Annotated in this window: 14 protein-coding genes; 13 read left to right on the forward strand and 1 reads right to left on the reverse strand. The window is 71.1% G+C overall.

Annotation, left to right across the window (positions count from 1 at the left end):
- Positions 1-8: 8 nt before the first annotated feature.
- The 3 genes from lysA (at position 9) to thrC (ending at position 4,023) form a co-directional block, all read left to right on the forward strand.
- Positions 9-1,400, forward strand: a complete 1,392-nt coding sequence (lysA, locus tag ACZ59A_RS12350; RefSeq protein ID WP_470957020.1) for a diaminopimelate decarboxylase — start codon at positions 9-11, stop codon at positions 1,398-1,400.
- 126 nt (positions 1,401-1,526) lie between these two features.
- Positions 1,527-2,819: a homoserine dehydrogenase gene (locus ACZ59A_RS12355; RefSeq protein WP_468052009.1), complete on the forward strand. Its 1,293-nt coding sequence runs from the start codon at positions 1,527-1,529 to the stop codon at positions 2,817-2,819.
- A gap of 97 nt (positions 2,820-2,916) precedes the next feature.
- On the forward strand, positions 2,917-4,023 hold the full coding sequence (thrC, locus tag ACZ59A_RS12360) for a threonine synthase (RefSeq protein ID WP_468052011.1): 1,107 nt from the start codon (positions 2,917-2,919) through the stop codon (positions 4,021-4,023).
- Positions 4,024-4,149: 126 nt separating this feature from the next.
- Here thrC and ACZ59A_RS12365 read toward each other — a convergent pair whose 3' ends face one another.
- Positions 4,150-4,293, reverse strand: a complete 144-nt coding sequence (locus ACZ59A_RS12365) for a hypothetical protein (RefSeq protein WP_470957023.1) — start codon at positions 4,291-4,293, stop codon at positions 4,150-4,152.
- Positions 4,294-4,522: 229 nt separating this feature from the next.
- Between ACZ59A_RS12365 and thrB the strand changes: the two genes are divergently transcribed.
- The 10 genes from thrB (at position 4,523) to ACZ59A_RS12415 (ending at position 16,248) form a co-directional block, all read left to right on the forward strand.
- A complete protein-coding gene (thrB, locus tag ACZ59A_RS12370) occupies positions 4,523-5,437 on the forward strand; it encodes a homoserine kinase (protein WP_470957026.1) in 915 nt (304 codons plus the stop codon).
- 398 nt (positions 5,438-5,835) lie between these two features.
- A complete protein-coding gene (rho, locus tag ACZ59A_RS12375) occupies positions 5,836-7,992 on the forward strand; it encodes a transcription termination factor Rho (protein ID WP_470957028.1) in 2,157 nt (718 codons plus the stop codon).
- 318 nt (positions 7,993-8,310) lie between these two features.
- Complete coding sequence (locus ACZ59A_RS12380) at positions 8,311-9,447, forward strand: LCP family protein (protein ID WP_470957031.1); 1,137 nt, start codon at positions 8,311-8,313, stop codon at positions 9,445-9,447.
- A gap of 160 nt (positions 9,448-9,607) precedes the next feature.
- Positions 9,608-9,832: a 50S ribosomal protein L31 gene (gene rpmE, locus ACZ59A_RS12385; RefSeq protein ID WP_385440252.1), complete on the forward strand. Its 225-nt coding sequence runs from the start codon at positions 9,608-9,610 to the stop codon at positions 9,830-9,832.
- Positions 9,833-10,004: 172 nt separating this feature from the next.
- Positions 10,005-11,075, forward strand: coding sequence for a peptide chain release factor 1 (gene prfA, locus ACZ59A_RS12390; protein WP_470957034.1), 1,071 nt, complete (start codon positions 10,005-10,007; stop codon positions 11,073-11,075).
- 41 nt (positions 11,076-11,116) lie between these two features.
- On the forward strand, positions 11,117-11,962 hold the full coding sequence (gene prmC, locus ACZ59A_RS12395) for a peptide chain release factor N(5)-glutamine methyltransferase (protein WP_470957036.1): 846 nt from the start codon (positions 11,117-11,119) through the stop codon (positions 11,960-11,962).
- A 47-nt stretch (positions 11,963-12,009) separates the two neighbouring features.
- Positions 12,010-12,657, forward strand: a complete 648-nt coding sequence (locus ACZ59A_RS12400; protein ID WP_470957038.1) for an L-threonylcarbamoyladenylate synthase — start codon at positions 12,010-12,012, stop codon at positions 12,655-12,657.
- On the forward strand, positions 12,654-13,316 hold the full coding sequence (locus ACZ59A_RS12405; protein WP_468052021.1) for an arsenate reductase/protein-tyrosine-phosphatase family protein: 663 nt from the start codon (positions 12,654-12,656) through the stop codon (positions 13,314-13,316). The genes ACZ59A_RS12400 and ACZ59A_RS12405 overlap by 4 nt, the downstream gene beginning before the upstream one ends.
- A gap of 94 nt (positions 13,317-13,410) precedes the next feature.
- Entirely contained in the window at positions 13,411-14,682 is a 1,272-nt protein-coding gene (locus ACZ59A_RS12410; RefSeq protein WP_470957042.1) for a serine hydroxymethyltransferase, read from the forward strand.
- 180 nt (positions 14,683-14,862) lie between these two features.
- Positions 14,863-16,248 carry an MraY family glycosyltransferase gene (locus ACZ59A_RS12415; RefSeq protein WP_470957045.1) on the forward strand — a complete coding sequence of 462 codons (1,386 nt, stop codon included), beginning with the start codon at positions 14,863-14,865 and terminating at the stop codon, positions 16,246-16,248.
- Positions 16,249-16,262: the final 14 nt, after the last annotated feature.

The following is a 16,262-nucleotide window of genomic DNA, read 5'->3' on the forward strand; positions in this document are numbered from 1 at the left end:
GAGACAGCATGAGCCGTTCCGCCCACCCCGCCGGGCCCCGTCACGCCGATGTTCTGCCCGAGGGGCATTACGCCGCGCCGCCCGCCGATCTCAATCAGCTCGATGCCCGGGTCTGGTCCCGCACGGTCAGCCGGAATGCCGACGGTGTCGTCACCGTCGGCGGGCTCGACGTCGCGACGCTCGCCGAGCAGTTCGGGACGCCCGCGTACTTCCTCGACGAGGACGACTTCCGCGCCCGCTGCCGGGCCTGGCGGGAGGCGTTCGGGGAGGACGCGGACGTGTTCTACGCCGGGAAGGCGTTCCTGTCCCGCGCCGTGGTGCGCTGGCTGCACGAGGAGGGGCTGAACCTCGACGTCTGCTCCGAGGGGGAGCTGGCCACCGCGCTCGCCGCCGGGATGCCCGCCGAGCGGATCGCGTTGCATGGGAACAACAAGAGCGGTCAGGAGATCGAGAGGGCCGTCGGCGCCGGGGTCGGGCGGATCGTGCTCGACTCCTTCCAGGAGATCGTGCGCGTCGCGCACATCGCGCAGAAGCTGGGCAAGCGGCAGAAGGTCCAGATCCGGGTCACGGTCGGCGTCGAGGCGCATACGCACGAGTTCATCGCGACCGCCCACGAGGACCAGAAGTTCGGCATTCCGCTCGCGGGCGGGCAGGCGGCCGAGGCGGTACGGCGGGCGCTGAAGCTCGACGGGCTCGAGCTGATCGGCGTGCACTCGCACATCGGGTCGCAGATCTTCGACACCTCCGGCTTCGAGGTGGCCGCCCACCGCGTGGTGGGGCTGCTCAAGGAGGTCCGGGACGAGCACGGGGTCGAGCTGCCCGAGATCGACCTCGGCGGCGGTCTCGGCATCGCGTACACCCCGGACGACGATCCGAGCGAGCCGCACGACATCGCGAAGGCACTGCGGGAGATCGTCACCCGGGAGTGCGCGAGTGCCGGGCTCTCCGTGCCGCGGCTGTCCGTCGAGCCGGGGCGGGCGATCGTCGGGCCGACCGCGTTCACGCTGTACGAGGTGGGTACGGTCAAGGAGCTGCCGGGGCTGCGGACGTACGTCAGCGTCGATGGGGGCATGTCCGACAACATCCGTACGGCGCTCTACGATGCGGAGTACTCGGTGGCGCTGGTCTCCCGTTCGTCCACGGCCGAGCCGATGGTGTCCCGGGTCGTCGGCAAGCACTGCGAGTCCGGAGACATCGTCGTACGGGACGCCTTCCTGCCCGCCGACCTGGCGCCCGGCGATCTGATCGCCGTCCCGGCCACCGGCGCGTACTGCCGCTCGATGGCCAGCAACTACAACCACGCGCTGCGGCCGCCGGTCGTCGCCGTCCGGGACGGTCAGGCGCGGGAAATCGTCCGGCGGGAGACGGAGGAGGACCTTCTGCGGCTCGATGTCGGATAGCGACTAACGGCGTCAGTCGGCGTCGGTTAGCGAGAAGTAAATCTCGGATACTGGACCCGGGGCAGGAAACCCCGACCCAGTGCAAGAGACTGGTGCACCACCTAGATGGATGAGAAGCGAGGTCGGATGATGCGTACGCGTCCGCTGAAAGTGGCGCTGCTGGGCTGTGGAGTCGTCGGCTCAGAGGTGACGCGCATCATGACGACGCACGCGGACGACCTCGCGGCGCGCATCGGCGCCCCGGTCGAGCTGGCCGGGATCGCGGTGCGGCGCCCGGGGCGGGTCCGGGAGGGCGTACCGGCCGAGCTGGTGACCACCGACGCCACCGCCCTGGTCAAGCGCGGGGACATCGACGTGGTGGTCGAGGTCATCGGCGGTATCGAGCCCGCCCGCACGCTGATCACCACCGCCTTCGAGCACGGCGCGAGCGTGGTGTCGGCCAACAAGGCGCTGGTCGCCAAGGACGGCGCGGCGCTGCACGCCGCCGCCCAGGAGCGCGGGGCGGACCTGTACTACGAGGCGGCGGTCGCGGGCGCGATTCCGCTGGTGCGGCCGCTGCGCGAGTCGCTCGCGGGCGACAACATCAACCGCGTCCTCGGCATCGTCAACGGCACCACGAACTTCATCCTCGACCGGATGGACGGCAGCGGAGCCGGGTATTCCGAGGCGCTGGACGAGGCCACCGCCCTCGGGTACGCCGAGGCCGATCCGACCGCCGACGTCGAGGGCTTCGACGCCGCCGCCAAGGCCGCGATCCTGGCCGGGATCGCCTTCCACACCCGGGTCACCCTCGACGATGTGCACCGTGAGGGCATCACCGAGGTGACCGCGGCCGATATCGCCTCCGCCAAGCGCATGGGGTGCACGGTCAAGCTGCTCGCCATCTGCGAGCGGGCCGCGGACGGCCGGTCGGTGACCGCGCGGGTGCATCCGGCGATGATTCCGCTGGCCCATCCGCTGGCCTCCGTCCGCGAGGCGTACAACGCGGTCTTCGTGGAGGCCGACGCCGCGGGTCAGCTGATGTTCTACGGACCGGGCGCGGGCGGTTCGCCGACCGCCTCGGCCGTCCTCGGGGACCTGGTCGCGGCGTGCCGCAACAAGCTGGCGGGCACCGCCGGGCCGGGGGAGTCCGCGTACAGCCAACTGCCCGTGAGTCCCATGGGCGAGGTCGTCACGCGCTACCACATCAGCCTTGACGTCGCCGACAAGCCGGGTGTCCTCGCTCAGGTCGCGACAGTCTTCGCCGAGCACGGCGTGTCGATCGATACGGTCCGGCAGCAGGGGAAGGACGGCGAGGCGTCCCTCGTCGTCGTGACCCACCGCGCGAGCGACGCCGCGCTCTCGGCGACCGTCGAAACACTGCGTCGGCTCGACACCGTTCGTGATGTCGCGAGCATCATGCGGGTCGAGGGCGAATAAGCAGGCGGCCGATTGCAGGGCCGATAGCAGGCCGATTGAGGGCCGACAGAGGCGGAGCAGAGGCCGAGTAGAGGGCGAGCGGAGAAAAAGGGAAATCATGAACGCAATTGCTGACGCCGGGCCTCGAATGTCCGGCACCCGCCAATGGCACGGCTGGCGGGGCATCATCGAGGAGTACCGCGACCGCCTGCCGGTCGGCGAGACGAGCCCCGTCGTCACCCTCCGCGAGGGCGGGACGCCGCTGGTGCCCGCGCAGGTGCTCTCCGAGCGCACCGGCTGCGAGGTCCACCTCAAGGTCGAGGGCGCCAACCCCACCGGGTCCTTCAAGGACCGCGGCATGACGATGGCCATCAGCGCGGCCAAGGAGGCCGGCGCGAAGGCCGTCATCTGCGCCTCCACCGGAAACACCTCGGCCTCGGCGGCGGCGTACGCCGTACGGGCCGGGATGGTCTGCGCGGTGCTGGTCCCGCAGGGCAAGATCGCCCTGGGCAAGATGGGCCAGGCGCTGGTGCACGGCGCGAAGATCCTCCAGGTCGACGGCAACTTCGACGACTGCCTGACGCTCGCGCGCGGCCTGTCCGAGAAGTACCCGGTGGCGCTGGTCAATTCGGTCAACCCGGCCCGTATCGAGGGGCAGAAGACCGCGGCCTTCGAGATCGTCGACATGCTCGGCGACGCGCCCGACATCCATGTGCTGCCGGTCGGGAACGCGGGCAACATCACCGCCTACTGGAAGGGCTACCAGGAGTACGCGGCCGAGGGCGGCCCGTCCTCCCGCACCCCCCGGATGTGGGGCTTCCAGGCGGCGGGCTCGGCTCCCATCGTGCGCGGTGCGCCGGTCAAGGAGCCCGCCACCATCGCCACCGCGATCCGGATCGGCAACCCGGCCTCCTGGTCGCAGGCCGAGCGGGCGCGGGACGAGTCGGGCGGCTTCATCGACGAGGTGACCGACCGTCAGATCCTCGCCGCCTACCGGCTGCTCGCCTCCCAGGAGGGCGTCTTCGTCGAGCCCGCCTCCGCGGCGAGCGTGGCCGGGCTGCTGAAGGCGGCCGAAGAGGGCAAGGTCGACCCGGGCCAGCGCATCGTGTGCACGGTGACCGGCAACGGGCTGAAGGACCCCGACTGGGCGGTCGCGGGCGCACCGCAGCCGGTCATCGTCCCGGTGGACGCCGACGCGGCGGCCGTACGGCTCGGACTGGCGTAACGCGCGAGGCGGGCCGGGGCGATCCGAGGACGGCACCCCGGCCCGGCCCCGGCCCGCTCTCGGCCCGGCCCCGGCCGCTCTCGGCCCGGCCCCGGCCCGGCTTCCGTGCCTGCATGAACTTCCACGTCAGCGGGTGCTGGGCCCCGCGCAGGAGAGCGCCGGGCCGCCCATGAGGGGGGCGTGCGCCCGCTTCCCGCCGCCACCGTTCGGCGGGGCGATCTCAAGATCCAGTCGAGTGATGGACGAGATGCGCAGGAACGATGAGGGCACGTGGAACCCTCCAGTAGAGTGGACCTGGTCGACGACAGGGAGTGCGACACGCATCGTGCGCCTCCCGTGCGCCCTATGTCGCCACAGAACCTTCCTTCGATAGGCTGTACTGAATCCGCCCCGACGCAGAGCGTCCACCTCTGTGCGGCGTCGCCGTACTGTCACGGCCCCCGCGGTGTTCCGTACCTCTTCGAGCAATCTCACGTCACACAAGGAGAGTCATCGAGCGATGGCCGGTCCAGCGTTCCGCGCCGCCGCCGTCCGAGTGCGCGTCCCTGCCTCGAGCGCCAATCTCGGTCCCGGCTATGACGCCTTCGGTCTCGCCCTGGGGCTCTACGACGACGTGGTGGTGCGGGTAGCCGACTCCGGTCTCCACGTCGACATCGCGGGCGAGGGCGCCGAGGGCCTGCCGCGCGACGAGAGCCATCTGCTCGTACGGTCCCTCCGTACCGCCTTCGACCTGCTGGGCGGGCAGCCGCGCGGCCTCGAGGTGGTCTGCGCCAACCGCATTCCGCACGGCCGCGGGCTCGGCTCCTCCTCCGCCGCCATCTGCGCCGGGATCACCGCCGCGCGCGCCGTGACGATAGGCGGCGCCGAAAAACTCGACGACGAGGCGCTCGTGGAGCTGGCCACCGAGATCGAGGGCCACCCCGACAATGTCGCCGCCTGTCTGCTCGGCGGCTTCACCCTCGCCTGGACGGACGCGGGAGCCGCCAGGGCGATCAGAATGGACCCTGCCGATTCCATCGTTCCGGTGGTCTTCGTGCCCGGGAAGCCGGTGCTCACCGAGACCGCCCGAGGACTGCTGCCGCGCACCGTCCCGCATGTGGACGCGGCCGTCAACGCGGGGCGTGCGGCCCTGCTCGTGGAGGCCCTGACCAGGCGTCCCGAGCTGCTGCTCGCGGCGACGGAGGACCGGCTCCACCAGGAATACCGCGCTCCGGCGATGCCCGAGAGCGTGCGCCTGGTGCACCGACTGCGCGCGGACGGCGTCCCCGCGGTCGTTTCCGGCGCGGGCCCCACGGTGCTCGCGCTGGTCGAGGACGGTGCGGCCGACAAGGTCGCACGACTGGCGGGCGAGGGATGGGCGGCCAACCGGCTGGCTCTCGACGCCGGGGGGGCGAGCGTCCTGCCGCTCAGCTGACCCAGCCGCCCGGGGCGTCCCCGGGCCCAGCACAACTCGATTGCCGGTTGGAGAGGGGGAATGTTTGTTGGATCCGGTAGTGTTAACCTCAAGTCTGCACTCAAAGCCTCTTGGATGTATTCGGAGGCGTAGTGCTCAGTGTCCCCATCCGGGACCACCCTTCTTCCGGGAGCCTCCCACACTGCCTGAGCAGCCTGCCTGAGCAGTGTCGTGCACGCTCCGGAATCGGCGTGGCGGTCGAAGCGAACCATTCTGCCGCGTCGGAACCATGAATGTTCTCTCCGCCGTACCGGCGGACCACCGCCCCGGCCCGGTCCGTAACGGAAGGACCACAGCCGGACAGCACAACCGGTCGCCGAGCCAGACAGGCCGACGCCCGCTCCAGGGAAGGACCCTTCGTGAGCGACACCACCGATCTGATGGGCGTGAACGCCTCCGGCACCTCCGACAGCGGTGTCGGCAATGCCGCCGCGCCCGCTACGGACGCTTCCGCGCCTGCCACCGGTGCTGCCACTGGCACTGCCCCGCGGCGACGCCGCTCGGGCACCGGCCTTGACGCCATGGTCTTGGCAGAGCTGCAGCAGCTCGCCTCGAGCCTGGGAATCAAGGGCACCGCGCGGATGCGCAAGAGCCAGCTGATCGAGGTCATCAAGGAGAAGCAGGCCGCATCCGGCGGCGGAGCCCAGGGCTCCGAGTCCGCCCCGTCCGCCGAGGGGGGGACCAAGCCGAAGCGCCGCGCGACCTCCAAGGCCCGTACGGGCGATGACAGCGCGGACGCGGGTAAGCAGAACCAGGCGGACAAGGCCGAGAAGGCCGCCAAGGCCGACCAGGCCGCGGATGCCGAGAAGGCCGGCAAGGCCGGTAAGGGCGGCAAGGCGGACAAGGCCGCCGCGCAGGGGCAGATCGACATCCCGGGTCAGTCCGGGGAGCCCGCCGCCGACGAGCAGCCGGCCGGTGAGCGCCGTCGCCGCCGGGCGACCGCGCCCGCCACCGCCAACGCCGAGTCGGGCGGCACGGCCACCGCCGTCGAGACCCGGACGGAGAACCGGACCGACGCCCGTTCCGAGGCCAGGACCGACACCAAGGGCGACGCGGCGGCGGACACCGCCGAGGGCAAGGGCGCCAAGGGCGGCGACCGTCAGGACCGCCAGGAGCGCGGCCAGAAGGGCGACCGCCGCGAGCGCGGCGGCCAGCGCGACCGGGGCCGCGGCGGCAAGGGCGACGACGCCCAGCAGGGTGGCGGCGGCCGTCAGCAGCGCGACGGCGGGCGCGGCCAGGGCCAGCAGCAGCAGCGCCCGGACGACGACGACGACTTCGAGGGCGGTCGCCGCGGGCGCCGCGGCCGCTACCGCGACCGGCGTGGCCGTCGTGGCCGCGACGACTTCGGCAACGAGCCGCAGGTCTCCGAGGACGATGTCCTGATCCCGGTCGCGGGCATCCTCGACATCCTCGACAACTACGCGTTCATCCGGACCTCCGGCTACCTGCCGGGCCCGAACGACGTGTACGTCTCGCTCGCCCAGGTCCGCAAGAACGGTCTGCGCAAGGGCGATCACGTCACCGGTGCGGTCCGTCAGCCGCGCGAGGGCGAGCGCCGCGAGAAGTTCAACGCGCTGGTGCGGCTCGACTCGGTCAACGGCATGGCGCCCGAAACCGGTCGCGGACGGCCCGAGTTCGGGAAGCTGACGCCGCTTTACCCGCAGGACCGGCTGCGGCTGGAGAGCGAGGCCGGCGGGCTGACGACCCGGATCATCGACCTGGTCGCGCCGATCGGCAAGGGCCAGCGCGGTCTGATCGTGGCCCCGCCGAAGACCGGTAAGACCATGATCATGCAGGCGATCGCCAACGCGATCACCCGCAACAGCCCCGAGTGCCATCTGATGGTCGTCCTCGTCGACGAGCGGCCGGAAGAGGTCACCGACATGCAGCGCTCGGTCAAGGGCGAGGTCATCTCCTCGACCTTCGACCGTCCCGCCGAGGACCACACCACCGTCGCCGAGCTGGCGATCGAGCGGGCCAAGCGGCTGGTGGAGCTGGGCCACGACGTGGTCGTGCTGCTGGACTCGATCACGCGTCTGGGCCGTGCGTACAACCTGGCGGCGCCCGCCTCCGGCCGCATCCTGTCCGGTGGTGTCGACTCGACCGCGCTCTACCCGCCGAAGAAGTTCTTCGGTGCCGCGCGGAACATCGAGGACGGCGGCTCGCTGACCATCCTGGCCACCGCGCTGGTCGAGACCGGCTCGCGGATGGACGAGGTGATCTTCGAGGAGTTCAAGGGCACCGGCAACATGGAGCTCAAGCTCGACCGGAAGCTCGCCGACAAGCGCATCTTCCCGGCGGTCGACGTCGACCCGTCGAGCACCCGTAAGGAAGAGATCCTGCTGGCGCCGGACGAGCTGAACATCGTCTGGAAGCTGCGCCGGGTGCTGCACGCGCTCGACTCGCAGCAGGCGATCGAGCTGCTGCTGGACAAGATGAAGCAGACGAAGTCGAACGCCGAGTTCCTGATGCAGATCGCCAAGACCACGCCCAGCCCGGGCAACAACGGCGACTGATCGCATAGGGAGTGGTCACACTCCGTCGTCCGAGGTCCCCCCGCACCGCGGGGGGACCTCGGTTTTTTATGAGAGGTGAACCACACCAAAAGGGACAGTCACGGAACGGTCTCGATGCCCTTATCACCTGCGAAAGCGCAGGTGGGAGCGGTAAGGCGGACGAACGGGACGAACGGCGCCGGGGGCGCCCCGGACGAAAACAGACGGCGCTCCGTATGCAACCCTGGCGCTCGGCCTGTCATCTGTCAGGTCGAATCCGCGACGCCACGCCTGACCGTGACGGCAGGGGGTACCCGGGATACGAGGACTGAGGAGCACATGGCTGACGACCAGCAGAGCACGCCGGTGAACCCGGGCCGTCATCGAGCCCGTGGAGGCGGCTCGACGAACCGCCCCTCAGGCCGCCGACGCAAGCGCCCCAGCACGCGCCGCAGGGCCACCCACGTCACCGTCTGGTCGGTCGCCTCCGTCCTGGTCCTCGGCGGCGCCGGGGCCGGGTACCTCTACTACAAGCTCAACGGCAACCTCACCGGCGTCGACGTCAACGCGGCCCTGGGTTCCGACCGCCCCAAGAACGTCGACAACGGCTCGATGGACATCCTCGTCCTCGGCTCCGACTCGCGGGCCGGGAAGAACGCCAAGTACGGCACGGATGAGGGCACCTCCCGTTCCGACACCTCGATGATCGTCCACGTCTACAAGGGCCGTAAGAAGGCCAGTGTGGTCAGCGTGCCCCGGGACACGCTCGTCAAGCGCCCGTCGTGCGAGAAGGACGGCAAGGAGAGCCCCGCGGTCCAGGAGGCGATGTTCAACAGCGCCTACGAGACCGGCGGCCCGGCCTGCACCATCAAGACCGTCGAGGCCATGAGCGGCATACGCATGGACCACTTCCTGGAGGTCGACTTCTCCGGCTTCCAGCAGCTGATCGACGACCTCGGCGGCGTCGACATCACCACCACCCAGGCGATCCACGACCCTAAGAGCCACCTCGACCTGAACCCCGGCCCGCACACCCTCAACGGTGAGCAGTCGCTGGGCCTGGTGCGGACCCGGCACGGCGTCGGCGACGGCAGCGACCTCGGCCGGATCAAGCTCCAGCAGGCGTTCGTCAAGGCGCTTCTCGACCAGATCAAGCAGGTCAACCTCTTCGGCAACCCGAAGAAGCTGTACGACCTGGCGGACACCTCCACGAAGGCGCTCACCACCGACTCCGAGCTGGCCTCGGTCAACAAGCTGTCGGGCTTCGCCAAGAGCCTCCAGGGCATCGGCTCGGGCAACATGAAGATGACCACGCTGCCCGTGCAGTACGACCCGAACGACCCGGCCCGGGTGCTGCCCATGGAGTCCAAGACCAAGCTGATCTGGAAGGCGCTGCGGGCGGACAAGCCGATCCCGGCGGCCGCCACCAAGGGGTCCGCGGGCGACGCGAACGACGCCGGCAAGGTGGTCAAGTAGGACCACCGGGCGGATGTCGGACGGGGTCGGGAATATCCCGGCCCCACCCCCGGTTTTGGGGGATACGGCCAGTGCTGGCAAACTGGTTCGTCGGCCCCGGTTCACGACGTGCAAACCCGCCCGTCGACCCGGCGCCCTCCCGAGAACACAGGAGAACCCCTTGAAGCGCGACATTCACCCCGAGTACGTCGAGACGCAGGTCAGCTGCACCTGTGGGGCGTCCTTCACCACCCGCAGCACGATGAGCGGCGGCACCGTCCGTGCCGACATCTGCTCCGAGTGCCACCCGTTCTACACGGGCAAGCAGAAGATCCTCGACACCGGTGGCCGTGTGGCGCGGTTCGAGGCCCGCTTCGGCAAGAGCGCTGGGTCCGCCAAGAAGTAGCGACCCGCACGGCGCCGGTCCTCGGTCGCCCCCGCGCAGGGGCGACCGGACCGGCGTTTTGCGTCGGCCAGCCCTTCGGCCGGTCCGTCAGCCGGTCCGTCGGCAGTCCTGCCCGGCGTCCTGACCGGCCTGTATCCCCCCGCGTCCACGCAGACCCACCCAGGGAGCCCTCATGTTCGAGGCGGTCGAGGAACTGATCGGCGAACACGCCGACCTCGAAAAGCGGCTCGCCGACCCCGCGGTCCACGCCGACCAGCGCGAGGCGAAGCGGCTGAACAAGCGCTACGCCGAGCTGACCCCGATCATCGGCACCTACCGCGGCTGGAAGCAGACCGGGGACGACATCGAGACGGCCCAGGAGCTGGCCCAGGACGACCCCGACTTCGCCGACGAGGTCAAGGAGCTGGAGGTGCGCCGCGCGGAGCTGACCGACCGGCTGCGGCTGCTGCTGGTTCCGCGCGACCCCAGCGACGACAAGGACGTCATCCTCGAGGTCAAGGCGGGCGAGGGCGGCGAGGAGTCCGCGCTGTTCGCCGGTGACCTGCTGCGGATGTATCTGCGGTACGCCGAGCGGATCGGCTGGAAGACCGAGATCATCGACGCCAACGAGTCCGACCTCGGCGGCTACAAGGACGTCCAGGTGGCCGTGAAGGCCAAGGGCACCATCGAGCCCGGCCAGGGCGTGTGGGCCCGGCTGAAGTACGAGGGCGGGGTGCACCGCGTGCAGCGGGTGCCCGCCACCGAGTCCCAGGGCCGTATCCACACCTCCGCGGCCGGTGTGCTGGTCACGCCCGAGGCCGAGGAGGTCGAGGTCGAGATCGGCCCCAACGACCTGCGGATCGACGTCTACCGCTCCTCGGGCCCCGGCGGCCAGTCGGTGAACACCACCGACTCCGCGGTGCGCATCACCCACCTGCCCACCGGCATCGTCGTCTCCTGTCAGAACGAGAAGAGCCAGCTCCAGAACAAGGAGCAGGCGCTGCGCATCCTGCGCTCGCGGCTGCTGGCCGCCGCCCAGGAGGAGGCCGAGCGGGAGGCGTCGGACGCCCGCCGCAGCCAGGTCCGCACCGTCGACCGCTCCGAGCGCATCCGTACGTACAACTTCCCGGAAAACCGTATTTCGGACCACCGGGTCGGTTTCAAGGCGTACAACCTGGATCAGGTGCTCGACGGGGAGCTGGCGCCCGTCATCCAGGCGTGTGTCGACGCCGACGCGGCGGCGAAGCTCGCGGCCGCGCAGTAGGACCTTCCTCTTCGCAACTACGGACCGGCTGGAGGAATTCAGTGAATGTGCTGCTCGCCGAGGTGGCCCAGGCCACCCAGCGGCTGGCCGACGCGGGCGTGCCCTCCCCGCGCTTCGACGCGGAGGAGCTGGCCGCCTTCGTGCACGGCGTCAAGCGGGGGGAGCTGCACGGCGTGCTCGACGCCGACTTCGACGCCCGCTACTGGGAGGCGGTGGCCCGTCGCGAGGCCCGCGAACCCCTGCAGCACATCACCGGCCGCGCCTTCTTCCGCTACCTGGAACTCCAGGTGGGCCCCGGCGTCTTCGTCCCCCGGCCGGAGACCGAGTCGGTCGTCGGCTGGGCCATAGACGCGGTCCGGGCCATGGACGTCGTCGAACCCCTCATCGTGGACCTGTGTACCGGCTCCGGCGCCATCGCGCTGGCCCTCGCGCAGGAGGTGCCCCGCTCCCGGGTGCACGCCGTGGAGCTGGACGAGGGTGCTCTCCTGTGGGCCCGCAAGAACGTCGAGGGGTCCCGCGTCGTTCTCCAGCGAGGAGACGCGTTGACGGCCCTGCCCGAGCTGGACGGGCAGGTGGACCTCGTCATCAGCAACCCCCCGTACATCCCGCTGACCGAGTGGGAGTACGTGGCGCCGGAGGCGCGCGACCACGACCCCCAGCTCGCGCTCTTCTCCGGTGAGGACGGCCTCGATGTGATCCGCGGCCTGGAGCGCACGGCCCACCGGCTGCTGCGGCCGGGCGGCGTCGTCGTCATCGAACACGCAGACACCCAGGGCGGCCAGGTGCCGTGGATCTTCACGGAGGAGCGTGGCTGGGCGGACGCCGCCGACCACCCCGACCTGAACAAACGGCCCCGATTCGCCACCGCGCGGAAGGCCATGCCGTGACCGCGGCACCGCACCACACACTGGCCACGTACGAGGAGGACCGTTAAATGGCACGGCGATACGACTGCGGGGACGCGACCGACCGCAAGACCGGCCTGCGCGAGGCCGCGTCCGCCGTCCGCCGCGGCGAACTGGTCGTGCTGCCCACCGACACCGTCTACGGGATCGGTGCGGACGCCTTCAGCGCGGAGGCGGTCGGCGATCTGCTGGAGGCCAAGGGCCGGGGCCGCAACATGCCGACCCCCGTCCTGGTCGGTTCCCCGAACACCCTCCACGGCCTGGTCACCGACTTCTCCGAGATGGCCTGGGAGCTGGTCGACGCCTTCTGGCCCGGCGCCCTCACCCTCGTCGCCCGGCACCAGCCGTCGCTGACCTGGGACCTGGGCGAGACCCGGGGCACCGTCGCGGTACGGATGCCGCTGCACCCGGTCGCGATCGAGCTGCTGACCGACTTCGGCCCGATGGCGGTCTCCAGCGCCAACCTCACGGGACACCCGTCCCCGCAGGACTGCGACGCCGCCCAGGACATGCTGGGGGACTCCGTCTCGGTCTACCTCGACGGCGGCCCCACCCCCGCCGCGGTGCCCTCCTCCATCGTCGACGTCACCGGCAAGGTCCCGGTGCTGCTGCGTGCGGGCGCGCTCTCCGCCGAGCAGCTCCGTGAGGTCGTACCCGACCTCGAGGTGGCGAATTGACAGCCCCTGAGACGGGCCGTGGCATAGCGGAACACCGTGCGAAGCACGCCGAGACCTCGTTCCGCATCCTCCACGTCAGCACCGGCAACGTCTGCCGCTCGCCGATCACCGAGCGGCTGACCCGGCATGCCCTCACCCACCGGCTCGGCACCGCCCGCACCAGCGGGCTGATCGTGGAGAGCGCGGGCACCTGGGGCCACGAGGGCGCGCCGATGGAGGCGCACGCCGCCACCGTCCTGACCGACTTCGGCGCCGACCCGGACGGCTTCCTCGGCCGGGAGCTGCTGGACGAGCACGTCATCCGCGCCGACCTCGTGCTGACCGCGACCCGGGACCACCGGGCCCAGGTCATCTCGATGGGCCACTCGGCGGGCCTGCGCACCTTCACGCTCAAGGAGTTCACCCGGCTGGTACGGGCCATAGACCCCGCGACGCTGCCCGATCCGGAGGAGGCGGGCGGCGTGGTCGAGCGCGCCCGCTCCCTGGTTCAGGCCGCGGCCGCGCTGCGCGGCTGGCTGCTCGCGCCGACCGAGGAGGCGGACGAGGTGCACGACCCCTACGGGGCGCCCATCACCTTCTTCCGCTCCATCGGCGACGAGATCAACCAGGCGCTGGACCCGGTCGTCACCGCGCTCACGGGAGTCCCGGCCCCCGCGTAGGCCCCGTCGCCGCCCCCGTGGCCCCGGCCGCGGCGCGCGCCGCTTCGGTCGCGGGCCTACATTGGGGGTGACGCCCGACGAATGTGAGCACGCGATGGCCGTCAGCGCGGTTCCGTGGGGGCCCGACTTCGGCGAGCTGGCCCGGCAGGACCCCGAGCTGGCCGGGATCATCATGAGCGAGTCGGAGCGCGTCCGGGGCAGTCTGCAGCTGATCGCCGCGGAGAACCACACCTCGCGGGCCGTACTGGCCGCCCTGGCCTCGCCGCTGGCCAACAAGTACGCCGAGGGCTACCCCGGGGCCCGCCACCACGGCGGCTGCGAGCTGGTGGACGTCGCCGAGCGGGTGGCCCAGAGCCGGGCGACGGCGCTGTTCGGCGCGAGCCACGCCAATGTGCAGCCGCATTCGGGCTCCTCCGCGGTGCTCGCCGCGTACGCGGCGCTGCTGCGGCCCGGCGACACCGTGCTGGCGATGGCGCTGCCGCACGGCGGCCACCTCACCCATGGCTCCCCGGCGAACTTCTCCGGCCGCTGGTTCCGCTTCATCGGCTACGGCGTCGACCCGGCCACCGGGCTGATCGACTACGACCGGCTGCGCGAGCTGGCGCTCGCCCACCGTCCGAAGGCGATCGTGTGCGGCTCGATCTCGTACCCCCGGCATCTGGACTACGCCGCCTTCCGCGAGGTCGCCGACGAGGTGGACGCGTACCTCGTCGCCGACGCCGCGCACCCCATCGGCCTGGTGGCGGGGAAGGCGGCGCCGAGCCCGGTGCCGTACGCGGATGTGGTGTGCGCCACCACACACAAGGTGCTGCGCGGGCCGCGCGGCGGAATGCTGCTGTGCGGCGCGGAGCTGGCCGAGCGGGTCGACCGCGCCGTGTTCCCCTTCACTCAGGGCGGCGCCCAGATGCACACCGTGGCGGCCAAGGCGGTGGCGTTCGGCGAGGCCGCCACGCCCGCGTTCGCCGCGTACGCCCGGCAGGTCGTCGCCAACGCGCGCACCCTCGCGGACGGGCTGGCGGCGGCGGGGCTGACGGTGGCCACCGGAGGCACCGACACCCATATGATCACCGTCGACGTGTCCCCGCTGGGGCTGGACGGCCGTACGGCGAAGGCCCGTTGCGCGGCCGCCGGGATCATCCTGGACACCTGCGCGCTGGCCTCCGCCACCGAACCCGGCGGCTGCGTCAGGGGGCTGCGGCTGGGCAGCGCGGCGGTGACGACGCAGGGCATGGGGGAGGCGGAGATGGAGCGGATCGGCGCGCTGCTGATGATTGCCCTGCGCGAGGACGAGGAGGCGCCCCGGACGCGCGGGGTGCGCGCGGAGGTCGGCGAACTGGCCGCCGCTTTTCCGCCGTATCCACCGTGAGCGTGTGCGGCATCCGCTGTGATCAAGTTCGGCCCTTCGGGCTAGTGTGAGGGTGCCCACGGTGCGCGTATCGCAGCACCTGTGCCGCTGCCGGTCCCGGGCACACCGGGAACCGGAGCAGGCTAGGGTGAGGTCTCCTAGGGTGTGGCCCTGATCTGCCTCGCGACGTCTGGGGAATAGGTGCGTGAATACCTGCTGACTCTGTGCATCGTGGCCGCGGTGACGTATCTGCTCACCGGGCCGGTGCGGAAATTCGCCATCGCCGCTGGTGCGATGCCGGAGATCCGCGCGCGCGATGTGCACCGTGAGCCCACTCCGCGGCTCGGAGGCATCGCCATGTTCGGCGGGCTCTGCGCGGGGTTGCTGGTGGCCGCTCACCTCACCAACCTCAAGGACGTCTTCGAGACGTCCAACGAGCCGCGCGCGCTGCTCTCCGGCGCCGGGCTCATCTGGCTGCTCGGGGTGCTGGACGACAAGTGGGGCGTGGACGCGCTGATCAAGCTGGGCGGCCAGATGATCGCCGCCGGTGTGATGGTGCTCCAGGGTCTGACCATCCTGTGGCTCCCGGTGCCCGGTGTGGGCCCGGTCTCCCTGACGCCCTGGCAGGGCACGCTGCTGACGGTGGCTCTGGTCGTCATCACCATCAACGCCGTCAACTTCGTTGACGGGCTTGATGGTTTGGCGTCCGGCATGGTGTGCATCGCCGCCGCCGCGTTCTTCATGTACGCGTACCGCATCTGGTTCGGCTACGGGCTGGAGGCCGCCGCCCCCGCGACCCTGTTCGCCGCCGTCCTCATGGGCATGTGCCTGGGCTTCCTGCCGCACAACGCCCATCCCGCGCGGATCTTCATGGGCGATTCGGGCTCGATGCTCATCGGGCTGGTGCTCGCGGCGGGGGCGATCTCGATCACGGGCCAGGTGGACCCGGACGCGATGAAGCTGTTCGCCGGATCCGAGACGGCCGCGGTGCACGCCACCGTGCCGGTCTACATTCCGCTGCTGCTGCCGCTCACCGTCATCGCGGTGCCCTTCGCGGACCTGGTGCTCGCCATCGTCCGGCGCACCTGGCGGGGCCAGTCGCCGTTCGCGGCGGACCGCGGCCATCTGCACCACCGGCTGCTGGAGATCGGCCACTCGCACAGCCGGGCCGTGCTGATCATGTACTTCTGGTCGGCGCTGATCGCCTTCGGCGCGGTCGCGTACTCGGTGAACTCGGCGGGTGTGTGGTTCGTGCTCGCGATCGTCGTGCTGAGCGCGGTGGGGCTGGTGCTGTTGCTGCTGCCGCGGTTCACTCCGCGCGTACCGCGGTGGGCGGAGGCGTTCGTACCGCCCCGCTACCGGCGCCGGGCCGCGACCGCGCAGCCCGCGGCGGCCGAGCCGGTCCCGTCCGCCGAGGTCGCGCAGGTGGTTTCGCCGGAGCAGTCCGAGCAGCCGGACGCGACCGGGCGGCCCGAGCAGCCGGAGGTGGCCGAGCCCGAGCCGGTTCCGGCCGGACTCAACGGCGCCACCGCCATCGGCGACCGGTCCCGTTTCACCCACCGCAGGAGGATCGGAACTCCGCAGTAGCGGCGACGCAGCGC

The organism is Streptomyces sp. NPDC040405, from assembly GCF_055595765.1.

Bases quoted from the DNA above. Each gene is read 5' to 3' on its own strand.
- thrC (WP_468052011.1), top strand. From the start codon at position 2,917: ATGAACGCAATTGCTGACGCCGGGCCTCGAATGTCCGGCACCCGCCAA.
- ACZ59A_RS12410 (WP_470957042.1), top strand. From the start codon at position 13,411: ATGGCCGTCAGCGCGGTTCCGTGGGGGCCCGACTTCGGCGAGCTGGCC.
- ACZ59A_RS12355 (WP_468052009.1), top strand. From the start codon at position 1,527: ATGATGCGTACGCGTCCGCTGAAAGTGGCGCTGCTGGGCTGTGGAGTC.
- prfA (WP_470957034.1), top strand. From the start codon at position 10,005: ATGTTCGAGGCGGTCGAGGAACTGATCGGCGAACACGCCGACCTCGAA.
- ACZ59A_RS12400 (WP_470957038.1), top strand. From the start codon at position 12,010: ATGGCACGGCGATACGACTGCGGGGACGCGACCGACCGCAAGACCGGC.
- lysA (WP_470957020.1), top strand. From the start codon at position 9: ATGAGCCGTTCCGCCCACCCCGCCGGGCCCCGTCACGCCGATGTTCTG.
- thrB (WP_470957026.1), top strand. From the start codon at position 4,523: ATGGCCGGTCCAGCGTTCCGCGCCGCCGCCGTCCGAGTGCGCGTCCCT.
- ACZ59A_RS12380 (WP_470957031.1), top strand. From the start codon at position 8,311: ATGGCTGACGACCAGCAGAGCACGCCGGTGAACCCGGGCCGTCATCGA.